This is a genomic window from Microvirga arabica, from assembly GCF_016811235.1.
Classification (GTDB): domain Bacteria; phylum Pseudomonadota; class Alphaproteobacteria; order Rhizobiales; family Beijerinckiaceae; genus Microvirga; species Microvirga arabica.
In genome coordinates this window covers 36,704-53,248 of record NZ_JAFBID010000037.1, presented here as the reverse complement: position 1 = coordinate 53,248, position 16,545 = coordinate 36,704, and the positions used below count along the sequence as shown (strand labels likewise).

At 58.3% G+C, this 16,545-nt stretch carries 21 protein-coding genes; 8 read left to right on the top strand and 13 right to left on the bottom strand.

All coding sequences use genetic code 11. The features are described 5' to 3' along the window. Positions 1–47 precede the first annotated feature (47 nt). Positions 48–617 (top strand): IS5 family transposase, encoded by a 570-nt coding sequence (locus JQC81_RS18165; RefSeq protein ID WP_312887547.1) that lies wholly within the window; start codon positions 48–50, stop codon positions 615–617. Positions 618–850: 233 nt separating this feature from the next. Here the strand turns inward: JQC81_RS18165 and JQC81_RS18160 are convergent, their stop codons facing one another. Then, the gene (locus JQC81_RS18160; RefSeq protein WP_203273192.1) at positions 851–1,492 is read right to left on the bottom strand and encodes a DUF1236 domain-containing protein; all 642 of its coding nucleotides are present in this window, start codon (positions 1,490–1,492) and stop codon (positions 851–853) included. 332 nt (positions 1,493–1,824) lie between these two features. Here JQC81_RS18160 and JQC81_RS33240 point away from each other — a divergent pair, with 332 nt between their 5' ends. The 3 genes from JQC81_RS33240 (at position 1,825) to JQC81_RS18145 (ending at position 6,682) form a co-directional block, all read left to right on the top strand. Continuing rightward, positions 1,825–2,061 carry a hypothetical protein gene (locus JQC81_RS33240; RefSeq protein ID WP_246520512.1) on the top strand — a complete coding sequence of 79 codons (237 nt, stop codon included), beginning with the start codon at positions 1,825–1,827 and terminating at the stop codon, positions 2,059–2,061. A gap of 1,068 nt (positions 2,062–3,129) precedes the next feature. Further along, entirely contained in the window at positions 3,130–3,564 is a 435-nt protein-coding gene (locus tag JQC81_RS34140) for a GNAT family N-acetyltransferase (protein ID WP_203273191.1), read from the top strand. 157 nt (positions 3,565–3,721) lie between these two features. After that, a complete protein-coding gene (locus JQC81_RS18145; RefSeq protein WP_203273162.1) occupies positions 3,722–6,682 on the top strand; it encodes a Tn3 family transposase in 2,961 nt (986 codons plus the stop codon). Here JQC81_RS18145 and JQC81_RS18140 read toward each other — a convergent pair. Continuing rightward, positions 6,604–7,170 (bottom strand): hypothetical protein, encoded by a 567-nt coding sequence (locus tag JQC81_RS18140; protein ID WP_203273190.1) that lies wholly within the window; start codon positions 7,168–7,170, stop codon positions 6,604–6,606. The genes JQC81_RS18145 and JQC81_RS18140 overlap by 79 nt on opposite strands. Positions 7,171–7,650: 480 nt before the next feature. Here JQC81_RS18140 and JQC81_RS18135 point away from each other — a divergent pair, with 480 nt between their 5' ends. Further along, positions 7,651–7,917 carry a hypothetical protein gene (locus tag JQC81_RS18135; protein WP_203273189.1) on the top strand — a complete coding sequence of 89 codons (267 nt, stop codon included), beginning with the start codon at positions 7,651–7,653 and terminating at the stop codon, positions 7,915–7,917. On the opposite strand, the gene JQC81_RS18130 is transcribed toward JQC81_RS18135, so the two are convergent. Then, positions 7,914–8,081, bottom strand: coding sequence for a hypothetical protein (locus tag JQC81_RS18130; RefSeq protein ID WP_203273188.1), 168 nt, complete (start codon positions 8,079–8,081; stop codon positions 7,914–7,916). The genes JQC81_RS18135 and JQC81_RS18130 overlap by 4 nt on opposite strands. Positions 8,082–8,153: 72 nt before the next feature. After that, positions 8,154–8,375: a hypothetical protein gene (locus JQC81_RS18125; RefSeq protein ID WP_203273187.1), complete on the bottom strand. Its 222-nt coding sequence runs from the start codon at positions 8,373–8,375 to the stop codon at positions 8,154–8,156. Between the two features lie 337 nt (positions 8,376–8,712). Here JQC81_RS18125 and JQC81_RS18120 point away from each other — a divergent pair, with 337 nt between their 5' ends. Beyond that, on the top strand, positions 8,713–9,489 hold the full coding sequence (locus JQC81_RS18120; RefSeq protein WP_203273186.1) for a hypothetical protein: 777 nt from the start codon (positions 8,713–8,715) through the stop codon (positions 9,487–9,489). Positions 9,490–9,800: 311 nt separating this feature from the next. On the opposite strand, the gene JQC81_RS18115 is transcribed toward JQC81_RS18120, so the two are convergent. After that, on the bottom strand, positions 9,801–10,205 hold the full coding sequence (locus JQC81_RS18115) for a hypothetical protein (RefSeq protein ID WP_203273185.1): 405 nt from the start codon (positions 10,203–10,205) through the stop codon (positions 9,801–9,803). Positions 10,206–10,383: 178 nt separating this feature from the next. Here JQC81_RS18115 and JQC81_RS18110 point away from each other — a divergent pair, with 178 nt between their 5' ends. Further along, a complete protein-coding gene (locus JQC81_RS18110; protein WP_203273184.1) occupies positions 10,384–11,133 on the top strand; it encodes a recombinase family protein in 750 nt (249 codons plus the stop codon). Between the two features lie 222 nt (positions 11,134–11,355). Next, positions 11,356–11,664: a hypothetical protein gene (locus JQC81_RS18105; RefSeq protein ID WP_203273183.1), complete on the top strand. Its 309-nt coding sequence runs from the start codon at positions 11,356–11,358 to the stop codon at positions 11,662–11,664. Positions 11,665–12,081: 417 nt separating this feature from the next. On the opposite strand, the gene JQC81_RS18100 is transcribed toward JQC81_RS18105, so the two are convergent. The 8 genes from JQC81_RS18100 to JQC81_RS18065 all read right to left on the bottom strand — a co-directional run bounded on the left by JQC81_RS18100 (position 12,082) and on the right by JQC81_RS18065 (position 16,508). Next, complete coding sequence (locus JQC81_RS18100) at positions 12,082–12,609, bottom strand: DUF6998 domain-containing protein (protein ID WP_203273182.1); 528 nt, start codon at positions 12,607–12,609, stop codon at positions 12,082–12,084. 318 nt (positions 12,610–12,927) lie between these two features. Continuing rightward, the gene (locus tag JQC81_RS18095; protein WP_203273181.1) at positions 12,928–13,182 is read right to left on the bottom strand and encodes a hypothetical protein; all 255 of its coding nucleotides are present in this window, start codon (positions 13,180–13,182) and stop codon (positions 12,928–12,930) included. 23 nt (positions 13,183–13,205) lie between these two features. After that, a complete protein-coding gene (locus JQC81_RS18090) occupies positions 13,206–13,649 on the bottom strand; it encodes a hypothetical protein (RefSeq protein ID WP_203273180.1) in 444 nt (147 codons plus the stop codon). Then, entirely contained in the window at positions 13,633–14,289 is a 657-nt protein-coding gene (locus JQC81_RS18085) for a 3'-5' exonuclease family protein (protein WP_203273179.1), read from the bottom strand. The genes JQC81_RS18090 and JQC81_RS18085 overlap by 17 nt, the downstream gene beginning before the upstream one ends. A 117-nt stretch (positions 14,290–14,406) precedes the next feature. Continuing rightward, a complete protein-coding gene (locus JQC81_RS18080) occupies positions 14,407–14,709 on the bottom strand; it encodes a hypothetical protein (protein WP_203273178.1) in 303 nt (100 codons plus the stop codon). A gap of 94 nt (positions 14,710–14,803) precedes the next feature. After that, positions 14,804–15,724, bottom strand: a complete 921-nt coding sequence (locus tag JQC81_RS18075) for a hypothetical protein (protein WP_203273177.1) — start codon at positions 15,722–15,724, stop codon at positions 14,804–14,806. Positions 15,725–15,733: 9 nt separating this feature from the next. Beyond that, positions 15,734–16,012: a hypothetical protein gene (locus tag JQC81_RS18070; RefSeq protein ID WP_203273176.1), complete on the bottom strand. Its 279-nt coding sequence runs from the start codon at positions 16,010–16,012 to the stop codon at positions 15,734–15,736. Between the two features lie 205 nt (positions 16,013–16,217). Further along, positions 16,218–16,508 carry a hypothetical protein gene (locus tag JQC81_RS18065; RefSeq protein WP_203273175.1) on the bottom strand — a complete coding sequence of 97 codons (291 nt, stop codon included), beginning with the start codon at positions 16,506–16,508 and terminating at the stop codon, positions 16,218–16,220. Positions 16,509–16,545 lie beyond the last annotated feature (37 nt).

Genomic DNA, 16,545 nt, shown 5'->3' with positions numbered 1-16,545 from the left:
AATCGCTGCTCACGATCCTCTGAAATCCGTGCTCACGATGCGGTGAAATCCGTGCTCACCATCCCGCGAAATCCGCATGGCTTATCGAAAAACATGGGACTCGAAGGCGCCGCGCCTGGCGAAAGCTACACATCGGCGTCGATGCCGATACCGGACAGGTCCTGGCATCAGAGCTGACATCCAATGACGTCGATGATGGCTCGCAGGTCGAGCCATTACTTGACCAAATCCCAGGTCCGCTGACCTCCGTCATCGGCGATGGAGCCTACGATCAGACTGGTATCTACAGCGCTGTCGCCACGCGCCATCCTGATGCTGACGTGATTATCCCGCCACGATCAACAGCGGTGCTGAGTGAGGATGTGGAGACCACTCCGACCCAGCGCGATCGGCATCTTCAAAGCATCGCGGAGCATGGACGCATCGGCTGGCAGAATACCTCTGGGTATACGCGCCGTGCCTTGGTGGAGTCGGCGATCAGCCGCTTCAAGCGAGTGATTGGAAACGCCCTACGCTCACGGACGGATCAGCGTCGCAAGACGGAGGTCGCCATCGCTGCTCATGCCCTGAACCGCATGCTTGAGCTTGGATGCCCGAAATCCGTCCGCATCGCTTAAGCAGAGGCTTGGGGTGGGCTCAGTACGTTCACCAACCAATCCGTGCAACATAGCCGCACCAGCCTGGATTGTCCGGAGGTTCAGCTTCGGCTTGTTCAAGGCTCGGCTCTTTCATGAAGATTAACTTATGTTAGCGGCAACATAGGCGGGCTTACGCCGGCGTCAATGAAAAGAGCCCCACGTAATTGACAGACGCGGGGCTCAAGAATGCCAGGGAACCTGCTCTTTGAGGTTTACCGTTCGATGACCGTGACAACCCGACGGCTGCTGCCCTCGACGATGTAGTACCGGTCGCCGACCAGCACCACCTTACAGTCCCGCACGCCGGTGATCAGGCTCTCAAGGGTGGTCGGGCAGTCCACAAGTTCTGTCACGGTGGTCGGCACCGTCTGACCCACGGTGATCGTCACGTTCTGCTGCACAGGCCGGATGTTGACGCTCCGCAACGTCTCAACAGCGCGAGTCCGCTGCTCGCCTGAGATGTTGACCGTGGTCGAGCTGCTGGAGCTGGTTGTGCCCGATGCTGTGCCGCTCGTGCCGGCCGTACCACCAGAAGTGCCGCTCGCAGCGCCGCCTGTTGTGCCAGCTCCGCCTGTTGTGCCGCTGGCTGCGCCGCCGCTCGTGCCTCCCGAAGTGCCGCCGCTCGTGCCTCCCGAGGTGCCTGATGCAGCACCACCTGAGGTGCCGGTTCCGCTACCGGACGTCCCAGCACCGCCGCCCGACGTCCCGCCGCTGCCGCCCTGCGGCGCGACGGTCGTGCCACCCGACGAACCCGATGAACCCGACGTGCCGCCCGATCCGCTTGTCTGAGCCATAGCCGCGACGCTCAAGGAAAGAGCAGCCGCCGCAACAGTCGTCATAAATGCTACACGCATGTGCAATCTCCCATGTGACCGGACTCACTCAGCCCGGTTCTGTCGAATCCAACGGCGCACTTCAGGACAATGTTCCGGGAGGTTTCTGGGCCTGCACACAAAGAACCCGGCACAAGGCCGGGCTCTCTGTTTTCCAATGCGTGTATTCCGCAGATCTCGCCATGGGGAGGCATGGGAACACGACCTGCAGTCTGAACAACCGTTCAGGATCGGTGTCGTTCCATTGCGCATTGCCTCACATTGAATGTTACCAGTAGGTTCGCCTTCCCGAGTGGGATGGGTCATCTTTTCTCATCCTGTTGCGGGGATGGTGGATGGCAAGGCGTCTCAGCATGGCAACACGCTCGGAACTGGTTGAAGCGATCATCGAGTGTTACCGATCAAGCGGCCGGGTGGACAAGCAGCTCATCCTGGATGAGTTCGTCGCAGTCACCGGCTATCACCGCAAGCACGCGATCCGGCTCCTCTGTCGCTGTCAGAGCAAGAAGCGCTGGGCCAAGACGCCGGTGGGCTCGCTCGAGCGGGCGATCTCCTGGCGAACGGCTGGAGTGGTGCGGGCTTGCGGATGAAGGGAGTGCATCACGGCCTCCTCCTGCGGTGAGTAGCGCGGCGCCGTAGGCCGTCAAAGCGCCAAGTATACTCCTCAATCGCGCAACGCACCTGATCCCAACAACGTTCCGCTACCAAACACGTAGACTGGTGAGACGGTCAGCGAAAGGTCAGCACTGGGTCACGCCGTAACCGCGAGCGGGAGCCTCTGAAGGTCCGCTGTTCGTCGCCATTCGGACACTTCCTTTGAGTCAGACCTCATCCTATCAGCCCTGATGCGGAAGGGCTGCGCCTCACATGAGGGCAACTCGGTGCGACACTTCACTTCACGGCATAGTCAGGAGCCACACTGCATGCCTCGCAAGGTGTGAAACGGCACCGAAGCGTTGACCCCTCGCAAGGGAGGCGCAACGCGTCGGCTTAGCGGCATAAATAGGAATTTGGCGGGGTCATCATCGGCGCCGACGATGACCCCGCTGATGCTAAGAATTCGCTAGCAACATCATGTGCGTAACGGCAGACGGCCCAAGGGGCCGTACTCGATGCCGATTTATACCGGTGACCTCGAAGCTCCTCCCCGGCAAGATCAAGGGCTTTGCGGACGAGGGCTGGGTAGATGGGAGCGGAAGCTGTCATCGCGAGGTCCCAGTGGTGCCTTGCCCGACAGGAAGGTAGAGCGCAGCGCGCCGTAGGCCATGCTGGGGAACTGTCAGGCCTTTATCGGCTCACATGTGAGTCCCTGCCGCTCCCATGCGGTGATGTCAGAACATGCAAATGCTGTAACCGGGGCGGATTAGGGTGAGCATTCCTCTAGTTGGACATGTGCTCAGGCACACCGGATAGTCGTCTTATGCCTGATATCGTCTGCCTCGGTTGATCTTTGACCAGGGGGCTTGATGGAGGGGCTGATGCCAGGACAGGCGAACACCTCTGGGAACCTATTCTCGCGTGAGGCTCGGACGAGCGCCTCGAGCAGCGGCGCGCCCCGTAGCCCCACCTTGGCGGATGGTGCTAAGGATAGTGACGTTCAGACGGCCGGCGTCGCCGATCAATCCCGCCTCGTTGCTGCGATCGTTCTCGCCTTCAGTGTGGATCCTGCCGCGCGCTGGACCTATCCCGCGCCTGAGAATTATCTCAACCACTTCCCTGATCTTGTCCGGATCTTTGGATGCAGGGCCTTCGAGTGCGGAACAGCCCATTTCATCGGCGATGCCCAAGCCGTCGCGTTGTGGCTGCCGCCAGGTATCCAGCCTGACGAAGAGGCTTTGATGGCCCACTTTCAGCGCACTGTCCCGGAGCAGGAGCACGACGCCCTGTTCTCGGTGTTCGAGCAGATGGGGCAGTATCATCCTGATGAGCCGCACTGGTACTTGCCGTTGATCGGGGTGGATCCGGCGCAGCAGGGCAAGGGGTACGGCTCAGCTTTGTTGAAGCATGCTCTCAGGCTTTGTGATGAGGACGGAAGGGGAGCGCGCAAGGTTTGTGCAATAAACCTCGGTGAACCGGACAAAGCAGGAACATAGAAGATGATGGGCAGAGCGTGATCGGCCTACCCTCCCCGCTCACTCTGTGGACAGCGGCCAAACAGGATTCGGTGCCCCGCTCTCGTCAATCCCATAATCCCGTCCGGGACCCCGGCCTCCTTTCAATCATCAAGCCGGGGCTGTGTAGGGGCGTACAATGGCACAACGTGGCTTGCTGACTGAGGATGAACGCCAACTCGTGTTCGGTGTCCCTCGGCAGGAACACCTGATCATCAAGCACTGTACCCTCAGCCAAGACGACCTTGATCTGGTGTTGCGCAAGCGCGGTGCCCGCAACCAGCTCGGGTTTGCAGTGCAACTCTGTCTTCTGCGGTATCCCGGGTTTGGGCTGCGCCTCAACGAGGCTCCTCCGCGAGAGATGCTCACCTTCCTGGCAAGCCAGCTTCAGGTCTCACCTCACGTCTTCGAGGATTACAGCCGGCGGCCACAAACCCGGCTCGATCATGCCGCCGAATTGATGGCCCGCCTGAACTTGCGGCCCGCAGTGCAGGAGGACTGGCCGCTCATGCTGAACGTTGCGGCGGAAGCAGCCTGGGCGACGGACAATGGGGTAGCGATTGTTCAGGCAGTTCTTGACTGGTTGCGCACTCATCGGATCATTCTGCCAGCGCCCAACAGGCTCGAGCGGCTTGCCCGTGCCGGCCGAGCCCTGGCCCGCAGGCGCGCTGCCCAGGCGCTTCTTGCTCCTTTGACAGAGGATCAGCTCACGGCAATCGATGCCCTGCTGGTGAATGACCCCACGCTCATGCGCACTCCCCTCGCCTGGCTACGCGATATCGCCGAAGCTCCCAATTCCTCCAACATGACGGCACTCCTTGAGCGGTTGACCTTCGCTCGGTCCCTCCAGATCAGCCCCGAGATCGTGAGCCGGGTCCACGAACGCCGCTTTCAGCAGTTCGTGCGCGAGGGATCTGTCGCTCCAGCCTTCCTGATTGACGAATACGGCATGCGTCGGCGTCGGACGACACTTGTAGCGCAGATCATTGAACTCGAGGCGAAACTGGCCGACGCTGCCATCGCGATGTTTGATCGCCTGGTGGGTAGCCTCTTCACCCGTGCCCGCCGACGCCAGGAGCGCGCCTATCAGACCACAGGTCGCGAAGTCAGCCGCCTGATGCGCCTGTTCCATTCGACCATCACGGCCCTGAGCACTGCCCGCGCCACGCGGGGAGATCCATTCGAGATCATTGATGAGGAGGTTGGCTGGAGCCGGTTGATCAAAGTCCAGCCGCAAGTTGAGGAACTGGCTCAACTCGCTGATGGCGACACACTCGTCATGGCAGCCGCGAAGTTCATGACGGTACGCCGCTTCGCACTGCCCTTCCTGGAGGCCTTCACCTTCCGCAGCACCAGCCGGCTCAACCCTGTTCTTGCGGCGCTCAACGTGATCCGGAACAGCCTCCGCTCCCGTCGCCGGGAGTTGCCTCAGAAGCCTCCCACGTCATTCCTTCCAAAGACCTGGCAGCAGTTGATCATGGAAGCGGGTCAACCGGACTGGCGGCTGTATGAGACGGCCGTGTTTGCCGTGCTGCGGGATCGCCTGCGCTCCGGCGACATTTGGGTCGAGGGCACCCGCAACTACCAGCGCTTCGATACCTATCTGCTGCCTCCGGCCTCTGCCCCGTCAGCGATCGCCACCTTGAAAGCCCCGGATGATGCGGATGCGTATCTGGCCGAGCGGAGCCAGCTTCTCGAGTGGCGGCTGAAGCGGTTCGCCCGAGCGCTGAGCAAGAATGCCGTGCCGGGTGTCTCCCTTCGTGGCGAGGAACTCCATGTGACCCCACTGCGGGCCCTCACGCCTCCAGAAGCGGATCGGCTTGATCGCGATCTCGACCTGCTGGTTCCGAACATCCGCATCACCGAACTGCTGAACGAAGTCGCACAGGCGACTGGCTTTGCGCACAGCTTCACGGATCTGCGCGACGGCAGGCCGGTCGATGATGTAACGGCTGTTCTGGCGGCGGTGCTAGCCGATGCGACCAATCTGGGCATTGAGAGAATGGCCGATGCCTCTCAGGGCGTGACCAAGGCTCAACTCACTTGGGTACATTCCTGGTACCTACGGGAGGAAACCTACAAGGCAGCGCTCGGAGCCATCGTCGATGCGCACCAACGTCTCCCGCTGGCTGCCCTCTGGGGCGACGGGAGCACGTCCTCCTCAGACGGGCAGTTCTTCCGTACCGGGCGCAGGAGTGCCGGAGCCGGCGAGGTCAACGCGAAGTATGGCTCGGATCCTGGTGTGAAGTTCTACACCCATCTGTCGGATCAGTACGGCCCTTTCCACACCAAGGTGATCTCGGCCACCACAAGCGAGGCGCCGCATGTTCTGGATGGCCTGCTGCATCACGGAACCGGATTGTCGATCCATGAGCACTACACCGACACGGGCGGCGCCACCGACCACGTCTTTGGCCTGTGCAACCTCCTCGGCTTCCGGTTTGTGCCCCGCCTGCGGGACCTGAAGGATCGGCGGCTGGCCACCATGGCGGGCCTGGAGGTGCCGAGCAGTCTCCAGCCATTGATGGGCCGCCCGATCCGCGCCGACATGGTTCGTCAAGGCTGGGACGAGGTGCTGCATCTGGCAGCCTCCCTCAAAGCTGGCACCGTTGCTCCGTCCGTGATGCTGAAGAAGCTGAGTGCCTACAAGCGCCAGAACCGGGTGGATCTCGCCCTCCAGGAGATCGGAAGGATCGAGCGGAGCCTGTTCACGCTCGACTGGCTGGAGAGCCCGGACCTGCGGCGGCGCTGTCATGTCGGCCTCAACAAGGGCGAGGCCCGCAATTCCTTGGCTCAGGCAATTTTTGCCCATAAGCAGGGCCGGATCACGGATCGAACGTTTGAGAACCAGAGCTACCGGGCTTCGGGACTCAATCTGGTGATCGCTGCAATCGTGTACTGGAATACGCTCTACATGGGTCGAGCGGTGGAGCATCTGCGATCTCAAGGCAGGATCGTGCCGGATGAGCTTCTCACGCATATCGCGCCACTGGGCTGGCGGCATATTAGCCTAACCGGCGACTATCTCTGGCAGCATGCTGTTACTGGAGCCGGGCAGCAGCGTCCGCTCCGCAATGTCCGCCACCGAGACGCTGCCTGAGGGGTGCTCACCTGAGGAATGTTCACGCTTCGTCCAAGGTACCGAGGTTTATTGCACAAACCTTGCGCGCTCCCCTCGTTGCCGAACATGAACAGGATTGGCTTGCGGCGTAGGCCGTCCTCGGTCGCCTTGAACTTCGAGCCGGATGCGAGCGCACGGTCGAGGAAGCCGATCTCCTCAAGCACGCGGATGGCGCTGCGGGCCTGGCGCTCGGTCAGGTCCAAATCGGGGATGTTGGCCAAGGCGCGGCGATCGAGCGGGAAGGCCTCGACGATCTTACGAGGCGCGGAGTGCCAACGGGCGATGAAGACCGCCAGGGTGAAGGCGGCCTCGCGGTTCTTGTAACCGGCCAGATTGGTCGCCAGGCGGTCGGCGATCTCACGCGGTAAGCGATAGCTGCCCTCTGGCTGCGATGGCCGGAAGGGACGGCGGACATTCCGGTGTCGGGGCTTGGCCCTGATCACAGGAAGCATGGGTTGAACAAGCACGGTTAGGCCCTCATTGGGCCGCGTCAGGCAAAGCAAATCCGATCGAGAAATTGGCGTTTCCCGTTGACTCCTGCTGGAGCCGTGGTAGCTTCGCAATTGTCGGGTTGCGAAAGCTCCTATGAATTTCCAAGGCCTCCGAAATTGGCGTTTCGGGGGCCTTTGCTTTTTCTATCGCGGCGTCTTCGTGGTCAGTCTCCTTGGGCGCAAATCAGGTGCGCCCTAACCGCAAAGCATGGCCGGATCTACAGATTCCCGCAATGCTTCAGCTTTCATTGACTTCGCGGACTCACTGGTAAACAGACCGTTAAGCAATTGTTGAACATGCCAGCTTTCTCATACGGCTGCTATCTAGCAGCTATCTTACTTAAAGATTAACGTGGCCCTTAATCAACGTTGATTGATAAGGCTGGGAGTTAGTCCATCATTCCCATTGCGGGCTCTAAGGCTACGCTTGAGGGTAGGGTCTGAAAGGAGACCCGTATGGGCTTTGTTATTTTCCTGATTGCGATGACCTTCGGTTTCGGCGTCGGCTACTTCCTATGGGGACTGCCGACTTGGGCGCGATGGGCCGGGGTGCTGCCGGTATTGATCGGTTTTGTCGTGCTCGGCTTGTTCGTTACCGCCTATACTGGCGTTGGATCCAACTTCGCATCCGGCGGTATGGCCGTTGGCATGATGCTGGGCATTCGGACACGCCGCAAAGACGATGTCAGCAAGCGCTTCCTGGCGAAACCCTTCAAGCTCTAAGCCGCCAAAAGCCTCGCACGCTCGCGGCTGTAGAGGTCCTTGGCCTGGCTCCGGAGCTTGTTGGGGATATAGACCGGATTGTCCTTCAAAATCTTGGCGGCGCTCGGAATGTGCCGGAAGATGTAGCGGCTACAACCGTCGGGGCTCCACTCACGATCGAGCACAAAGGGCTTTCCGGACGTGCCGCGCCACTGGCCGCCGGCGAGGTCGAGGGCGCGCCTGAGGTTTCCGTGGCGTCAGTGATGAGGCGCCGGCTTCAGCCCATGGCCTCTACGCTTCGGGAGCGGCACCTCAGACACGAGTATGATCTCGTCGATGGTTTGAATGATCACCATGAAACCATAGCTCCAGTGGTAACCGGTCGTGCTCATAAAAGAACCACCGTCTACCAGATGGGCATCGGGCATGTTCTTGAGGATGTCAGCAAGCTCCTCGATAGTGATGGTAGTGGTTTGCATGTCACCAAGAACGATATCTGCTAGCTAGCAAATAGCTAGCTAAGGAGAGATGCATTTTCGAGCTTATAGCAAGGGCCATATTTCTTCAATATTATTGAAACGTATCAATATCTTACATCAAAATTGATTGATCGCCCTCAACGACCCCTGGATGTTCATATTCAAGATTTTGCCTTTGCCTCACTACTGAGCTAGCGCACGCTGTTGATCATACCCCCGGTGCTCTTTCGATATTAAACAGGGCTTTTTGTTTAACAAACATTATTGACTCTCTTGGTCTGAAGCCATACCTAGTTTCTATACAAAATAGGCCCCTCTTTTGTAAGGAAACGCACTTATGCAGCCAGGCTACAAAACGCTGATTCATGTGCTTAGGACCACGCCGGAAGCAGACATCCCAGTCCTTCAGAGCCTCCTGCGGCAAGACTTTGACGCACTCATTGCCAAACTGCCTGAGCTGGCCGAAGAGGCACGCAATCATGTCAAGGCTACGCCTGTGCAGGCAGCCACGCCTGTAACTTCCAATACGTTGCCGCCGACTATTGAGGATCTCATCATCGAGTGTGTCCGTGAGAAGGGACCGATCTCGCATGATGGCGTCTATGCCTGCGTCGGCGCGAAAGCCGACGAAGAGAAGCGCGCAACTTACCATCATCTGCTCGACATGCGGAAGCAGAACCAAATCAGGTTGGTCGAGGCTCCCGGCCGTAAGGCTGGAGGCTTGGTCTACAACGAGGGCTGGGCTGGTAACCCGACCTTGGACAAGCTGCTCCAGCACGACAAGAAGCTTGATCGAGACGATCCGCTCGCAGTTCGTATGGCTTGGGCCATGGATGTGTATGAACGGTATGGGCTGCGCCAGAAACACGGCTTCTTCTCGCGCCGGCATGCGCAGAGGACCTGGAACTGGATTGCCTTGCATGGGCTGATCGAGCATTTGGAAAACCAAGTCCGGCAGGCAGGTAGCAGCGAAGGATTTGAAACCCTCCGCAGCATGGGTCTGCTCGAAGCGACTGTTGAAGCTTTGGTCGTTGAATTTGGCACACAGCGGTTCAAGCAGGATGCGGTTGAAGCTGCCGAGACCCGTCTTCAGAAGGCAGGTATGAACGTGTAGGCTACCCTCTCACTCTTTGGGATAGGCGTTATGGTGTCCTTTCCAGTTGAGGGGAGGTTATGATGCGATGGGGAACCCATAGCAGCTTGGGGGAACCATGATGCAAAAACGCCATTGACTCGTGGAATGGCGCCACACATATTGGGCCTATAGCCGAACACAGTTTTGAGGTGAGAACGGCCTCCTCACACGCCTAGTGGACAGGTCTATTAGGCAAAGTAGCCGCGAAAGTGGTGAAGAGATCCGGAAGTGGGCACCCCGGCAAAGTTCGTGTTCAAAGCTTCAAAAGGGCTCCGAGAGATCGGAGCCCTTTAGCGTTTCAGGGCAATCTTCAAAAATCCCTTGTCCTTGCGGTGCTGGGCTTTCTTGCGCGAAACTGGGTAGAAACTAGCAACGTGATAACGGCCGCCCGTATCAGCTTCAATGCAGATAGCGATCAGCAGCAGAGCGTCAGGCGGAAGCGCCCCGCCGATGATCTCGATCTTGCCCTCATTCCTGAAGTCGTCACCAACATAAAGAGGATCGGCAACCACCGTGGCTAGCAGGGGCAGGCAAACTCCATACTCGTCCGGATGCCGAACTGCGGCGTGGCGCTGAGCTGCGGCACTGACGATGACACTCCCCGGATCAAGGTCTATCCCAATTGTGGTCCGGATGATTTCGGCGGGAAGCGGCCCAAGGACAAGGTCCGGCTGCTTTGAAGGCTTCTTGCTCATGGGGCTTCTTGAAGGACTACTCAGCCCCAAACTGAGGCAACCAAGATCATGATGGTAGCTTAGCTGCTTGAGAGTCCTCAACAGGCCTGTTGAGGATCCAGACGTTTACGACCTTACTCCTGGACAGGGCTAAAAGGGGTCGTTAAGCTATGTCCAGAACGGAGACGACAAAACCACCATGAACCGAGCACTGGGCTACACGAGGGTATCGACACAGGCACAAGGCCAAAGTGGGTTCGGTCTCGATGCCCAGGAGACCCAGATCAGGGAGTTCGCCAAGGAGCTCGGCTACCGGATCCAGAAGGTGTTTTCTGACGTCCATACCGGCAGAGGGGAGAGCAGCGTCCGAGACCGTCGTGGTCTTCAGGACGCCCTTGAGCTCGCTCGCAAGAAGCGTTGGCCCATCTTCATCGCCGACATCGATCGCCTTGGCCGCCATGAGCCCTTGATCCAGAAGCTCCTGGATGATCCGGAGCTGACCATCATCAGCGCCAACGATGGTGAGGGTGCCGACAAGGCCATCTTGAGAGGCCAGGCAAAGCGCGCGCAGAGGGATGGAGACATGATCTCGGAGCGCACCAGAAAGAAGCTGAAGACCCTCAAAGACCAAGGCCAGCGTCTCGGGAACCTCAAGAGCCTCAAGGAAGCCCAGCGCAAAGGCGGTGAGGCCACCAAGCGCAAGTCAACCCTCCGCACCCTGGAGTATGAGCCCCTCATCCGGCAGATCCGTGATACTGGCGCGAAGACTGCCCGTGAGTTCGCCGATGCCTTGAACCAGAGAAACCGCCTCACGCCTCAAGGCAAGCCTTGGAATGAGGAGAACATCCGCCGCCTCTTGAGAAGCACCAGCAAGCTCGGCAAGGCGCGGGAGCAGGAGGAAGCCAAGCACCAGAAGTATGCCGACAACCCTCAATTTGGCGCATTCTGACGGGCCTCCGGACGTGGATGTCCTAGAGATCCTTGACCCTCTCGGAGGGCATGGGGCCTGCGTCGGCCTGGTTCCGGTGCCTCATCCTGGGAGCTCAGCGTCCAAAAGCGTTTAAGCGTAATGAAGTTTCGGCTTTAACGCTCCTTCCTTTTAACGCTTGCTGGTGGCATCGGGCGATGCGAGTTCAAGGTTCCATCAGGCGCTGCTCCGGAAAGACCAAGCGTGAAGAAGATCATCCCTGCCCTCATCCTTGCTCTCGCAGGCACTCCCGCCCTCGCTGTCGGCCCGGTCACTCTTGAGCGCAGCTTGCTCGCCTGCTCCTACGCCCATGACTGGCAGGACCTCCGGAAAATGTCGCTGCAGGACAAGGTCGCGGCCGAGCGCTTCTTCTACGAGAAGGGCTGTGTGATCCTGGAGAAGGGCACCAAGGTCTACGCCCAGCGCACCTTCGAGACCACCAGCGACCAATGCCTACGCCCCGAGGGCGAGACCGAGTGCTACTGGACCTATCGCATGGACTGGAGCAACTAGCGTCCGGTTAAGCCAGGTCAGCGAAGGTTCGGTTGGAGTGGTCTGGGTGAATATCTACCAGACCATAAGAATACCTCTGAGCGGGCACGCCGCTTGCTGTTCTCGCCCATGCCCTGCGCCTCATCCTGTAGTCTTGCTCAAAAGTCCAAGAACAAGCCATTCCGGCGAGGGTCAGAGGCAACAGAAGGCAAATCCTGTCTTGGCCCTGTCTGATCCGGACAATCTGGCGAGGCTCCAGACGGTTGAAGGAAGTTGAGCCCCGTAGTGGTTGAAACGGCCTCCCCGACATTTTCAATCGATGGCGTGCAATCTACCGAGCCATCGCAAGCCGCTGATGTAGGTCTATGAACCGATAAAAGAGTGCCCTCGGCGTGGACCGAGGGCACCATCGAGCACTAGGTGATATGGCGCTGAACGCTACGAGTCCGGGTTCTCCAGCTTTGCTGCTGCACCCCGAACCAAGTCGGTCACATCCTTCACGCGTGGATCCCTCCAGACATCATCGTGCAGCATGAAGATCGAGGAGTTCGTGTGCTCCTGGAACTTGGCCCGCTCACGAACAACGTCGATCGGGATGTCCGCTGCCCGGATGACGTTGTGATCCTCATCGAAGAGGATGCCGATCAGGTTGTCGAACGGCTTGCTCTCCAGCCGGCGGATGGCACCGAGCTGGCGCGAGCCCCTTGGGTTGGACAGCTTGCGTGCCTTGATCTGGTAGCGGCGGCCCTTCCTGCAGATGGCGTCGTGGCCAGAGTTCGACTGAGCCTCCAGCATCAAGTCGAGTGCCGAGCAGCAGAGGGTCTCGGCATAACTAGACACGGCGTTGTTCCCACCACGGATGATGTTCCTGTTGCGCAAGATGTCCTCTGCAGCGCGCTTCACGGAGAAGATCTGGGATGTGGTGAGATTACCTAAACGTGAGATGATAAAATCGTAGTCTTCCATTGCTACCTCCCTCAAGCCAGAAGCGGCTTATACAGTATAAATATCGTATTCCGTTCTTTGTTTCCCTTATATATCAATTTTTATTATGGGTATGCTGTATTATTGGCTCACCCATCATGTAATAGTTAGCTTATACATTGATGGGTTACCCATATACTTCAAGGAAAGTCATCAAAGTGGGAAGGTTTCCACGTGATGGGGAACCCATCACGCAAATGGGGACCCATATGGCTTGGAGGCTTTGATCAGCGCTGAAGCGCTGTGCATAAATCAGAATTGTGCACCATTCCCGATAAGCGCCTTCGCGGAACTGGATTTTCAGTCAATTGCCCAGCCAGCCGCAATGAGGGCATCGGCACTCTCGAACATGCTCTCCGCTCCGGTCTGACGGTCAACGACCCGCAGCCTGTCACTCACGAGATCATCCAGAGAAATTGTGCCGAAGGCTCCGTCTACATGCTTGAGGGGCAGGCTTCCGTCTGGGGTGGCGAGGACGTCAAGGTTCTTGATTGCCTCGCGTGTTGCTGCTTTCAGGCTATCCGACCAATAATTGTCCGGCTGGGCTCTATCCATTGGCTTATCTCCATCTGCGTATACTATGGCCGGGGTGGCGGGGTTTGGTAATGCGCGTCCGAGCGGACAACCATGGTGGCGTGCTCAAGGCCGAAGGCGCGCCGGATCGCCTCCACCTGATCCGCGCCTTGCAGGCGCCGGTCCGCGTAGATGATGAAGGTGTCGGTTTCTGTATCAAACACGATCCGCCCGCGTGGAAACTCCTCGTATTCATGCCAGGCGATTAGTTTCGGTAGGCCCCGCTTAGCCAATCCGGCTGGTCCAAGGCTGCGCCAGCGCTCCCAGACTTCGTAATGCGCTCCGGGATAGGTCAGGAAGTGAAGGTAAGGCTCAGCGTGGGCAAGATCCGTAGCATCGGTTACGAGAGTGAAGCGACCCGGATCATCACCGGTGCCGTCTCCAACACCCAGAAGATACCAACCTTGGGCACTGATGTGCTCTGTTCGCCGCTCATGAAGGCAGACCACTGCGGGGCTTATCGTCAGGTTCCTGATGATCTGTTGAGGCGGCGGTCAGCCCCGATAGAGCAGGAATGCGGGCCTCAAGCCGCTGGGGAGGCCCGACCTCGATGCCGGCAGCATGGGCAAGCGCCAGCACCAGGTGCTCGGCATCTTCCTGTGCTCGGTGCTTGGAAGGTGTCGTCTCAAGCCAGTGAAGCGCGCGCTCCCGCGACTCGCTTTCGAGCCTCGACAGCATTCCATGCCAGTCACCCAGTGAAAATGCGGGTTTGAGACCAGCGGCCTTGAATAACGAGCGCGCCCATTGCGCGTCGTATGGGCCTCCGTCGCACCAAGCGATACCGGTTGATGCAAGGGCCTCGTTCAGCGCTTGCGCGACCTCCTGAGGCTTGGGGCTACTCTTAAGCTCACTCTGGCTGATCCCGTGGACCGCACGGGAGGCTTTGCTCCAGTCGCCGTGTCGAAGCCAGTCCTCAGTAGGACAAATCAACGTGGACCAGCTATGGACGGGCTTATCCGGTGCGGACCAGAGTGCGAGCCCGACTTCAATCGGATAGCCCCCAGGTTCGAGGGAGCTTGCTTCAAAATCGAGGACGTATAACGGCCATGGCAATCTCTGGATGTCCAAAGGGCTTTCCTTTTGCTTCACGGAAAACTTCCTGCTGTTTTCCCTAGAGTCATGAGGTTGCTATGCACGTGAACCGTTTCCCTGATGGCGATGAGCAGCCCTGAACTTGGGCCAAGGCTGCTCATTCTCTATGGCCTGTTAGACTCCGCCGTAGATGAGTTTTGTTGCTTTAGCTCGCAGAGCTTCATCCGGGATAGCAGAGAGAACAGCCGGGAAAACGCGCCTGTCCAGCACGATCCATACAGGCTGGAAATTGGAGATAGGCGTTCCTTTCTCCCTGCCTTCCCCGCCATTCCACCGGAACCCGATCGTATGCTCGCCGCTCTCCTTCCACAGGAGCAAGGCGTATGCTGGGGAATACTCCCCGTCATCAATCAACACATCAACCATTTCGATCATGTCACGCGGTGCACGAACGTCTTGGGGTAGAGTATACGACATGGACACAGCTCCTTCTTAGCTCGGACCAACGGGTCGAGATCTGGTTGATAAAGTGCAAGGTGGTTGGTTTCTGGTGGCTAGTCTTTGTGACGGCTTACAAGATGGCGTAGGCGATGTTGTCGTTGAGCATCGGAAATCCGGCTGACGCAAAGGTCTCAACGTAGCGAGGATCACGGATGGCGGAGTTTTTGCGCCCTCGGATTTCCTCCAACCTCCACTGATTGAAGAGCGGATCGCGGACAAGACATGCAACGGCGGACGGCCTGCCCCGGCAGTGATAGTAAGCCCTGTCCCCTTTGAGAGCGCCCTGCCACCGATACTGGCCTAAACAGTTCTGAAAGCGATGCCCGAGGGCTCGGAGCTCCCTAACGCTACGGACGGGAACTATCCGGTCTGTGCCGTCCCATGGTGCCGGCGGCAGGTCGAGCCTGATTACCAGTTTAGCTAACCACGTTTCGAGATGAGACGTGTTCTTAAGAGCCTTAAGAGATTGAATGATGGCAGCCCTGTCGAGATCGGGCCTGAGCTTGTGGACTCCGTCGACAATGTAGCGCAGCGCATCTGTCCCTCCGAGACGAGTCAGCAGATCAGGATCCACCTGGGTCAGCAGATCGGCGTCAGAGCGCACAACGGCTGTAACCAATTTTGGAGTCAGTTGCTTGCAATGCCTGATCGCGGAAACTCGCTTTTCATCGGTTACGATGGCCATCAAGCCATCGTAAAAATTACGCGGGAGGATCCGGTTTGGGCATTTCTTAAGGACGGTGAGGCTTCCCGGGTCCTGGTCCCAAACCTGCGCAATCACCTCCCGCCGCGGCAGTCGGCTTAAGTCATGAGCCAAGGTCGTCAATCCAGCGAGCCCGGCACCTCGGACTTCAAGTCCGCGTAAGGCCAGCACAACGTATTGGCGGGTCGGATGATCGGCCTCGAGACAGAAGCCAATGTTGAAGGGATCAAGTTTACAGAGTTGTGTGACGAAGGGCTGTGCCCAGCCATATGAAACGCTTTGAGCCATTCAGTTTCCTCATGTAGAAGCTTGCTGAAGCACTCGCCGCTCCCTGTGACGGGAGGGGCGGTAGATCGTCTTCATCACCCCTCGTTCACTCACGAGAAGTGTTCCCTTCAGGCGCTCTAGGCGCACAATCGTTTCTTTCAGAGCTCGGATCGCCTCCTCAACGTCTTTCGATCTTAGGAAGTATCCAGTTCCGAAACTCTCTATGCCGAGAGTAAGTATTAAATCGTCATCTCCGCTTCTAAAGCCTCTCTGCTTTACCCTGACCTGAAGATGATCAGTCTTGCGCATTTTTACCTCATAGAATGCTTCTTATTCCTCTGGCTTTTCTGGTTTATGTTTTGACTTACAAATGGCCCCGTTTTCCGTGCCACGGTGGCCTGGGCGATTTACGATGAGAAAGAGCATTTGCCCGTCGCGACCTGGAACCCGCGATAGGCAATATTCCAGTTAGCCGGGTTTGCCGCCCAGCTAAGGCTGCCTGGATCAGAATTGGCTACTTGCGGCCCAGAAAGGCCTTTGCAATTGGCTGTTGGTCAGCTGGCACCATGCTGATTACTGCGTCGTATAGGGGCTCCTCGAGGATCATCCACGTGGGCATCCCGCGCGCCTGTGGCGTCCCGATAGGGTTGTCGTCAGTGCCGTTCCATCTGGTCGCTAGAACCCTCCCATTGTCCCACATGCCGATGGCATAAGCGGCATCCCCTGGACCACGATCGAGGATCACCTCGAACATGCGCCAACGGGATTTCGGCGAATGCACGTCTTCTGGTTTGATGTATGTCATTTCCATCTCCAATCTATAGACGCTGTAAAAATCTTCT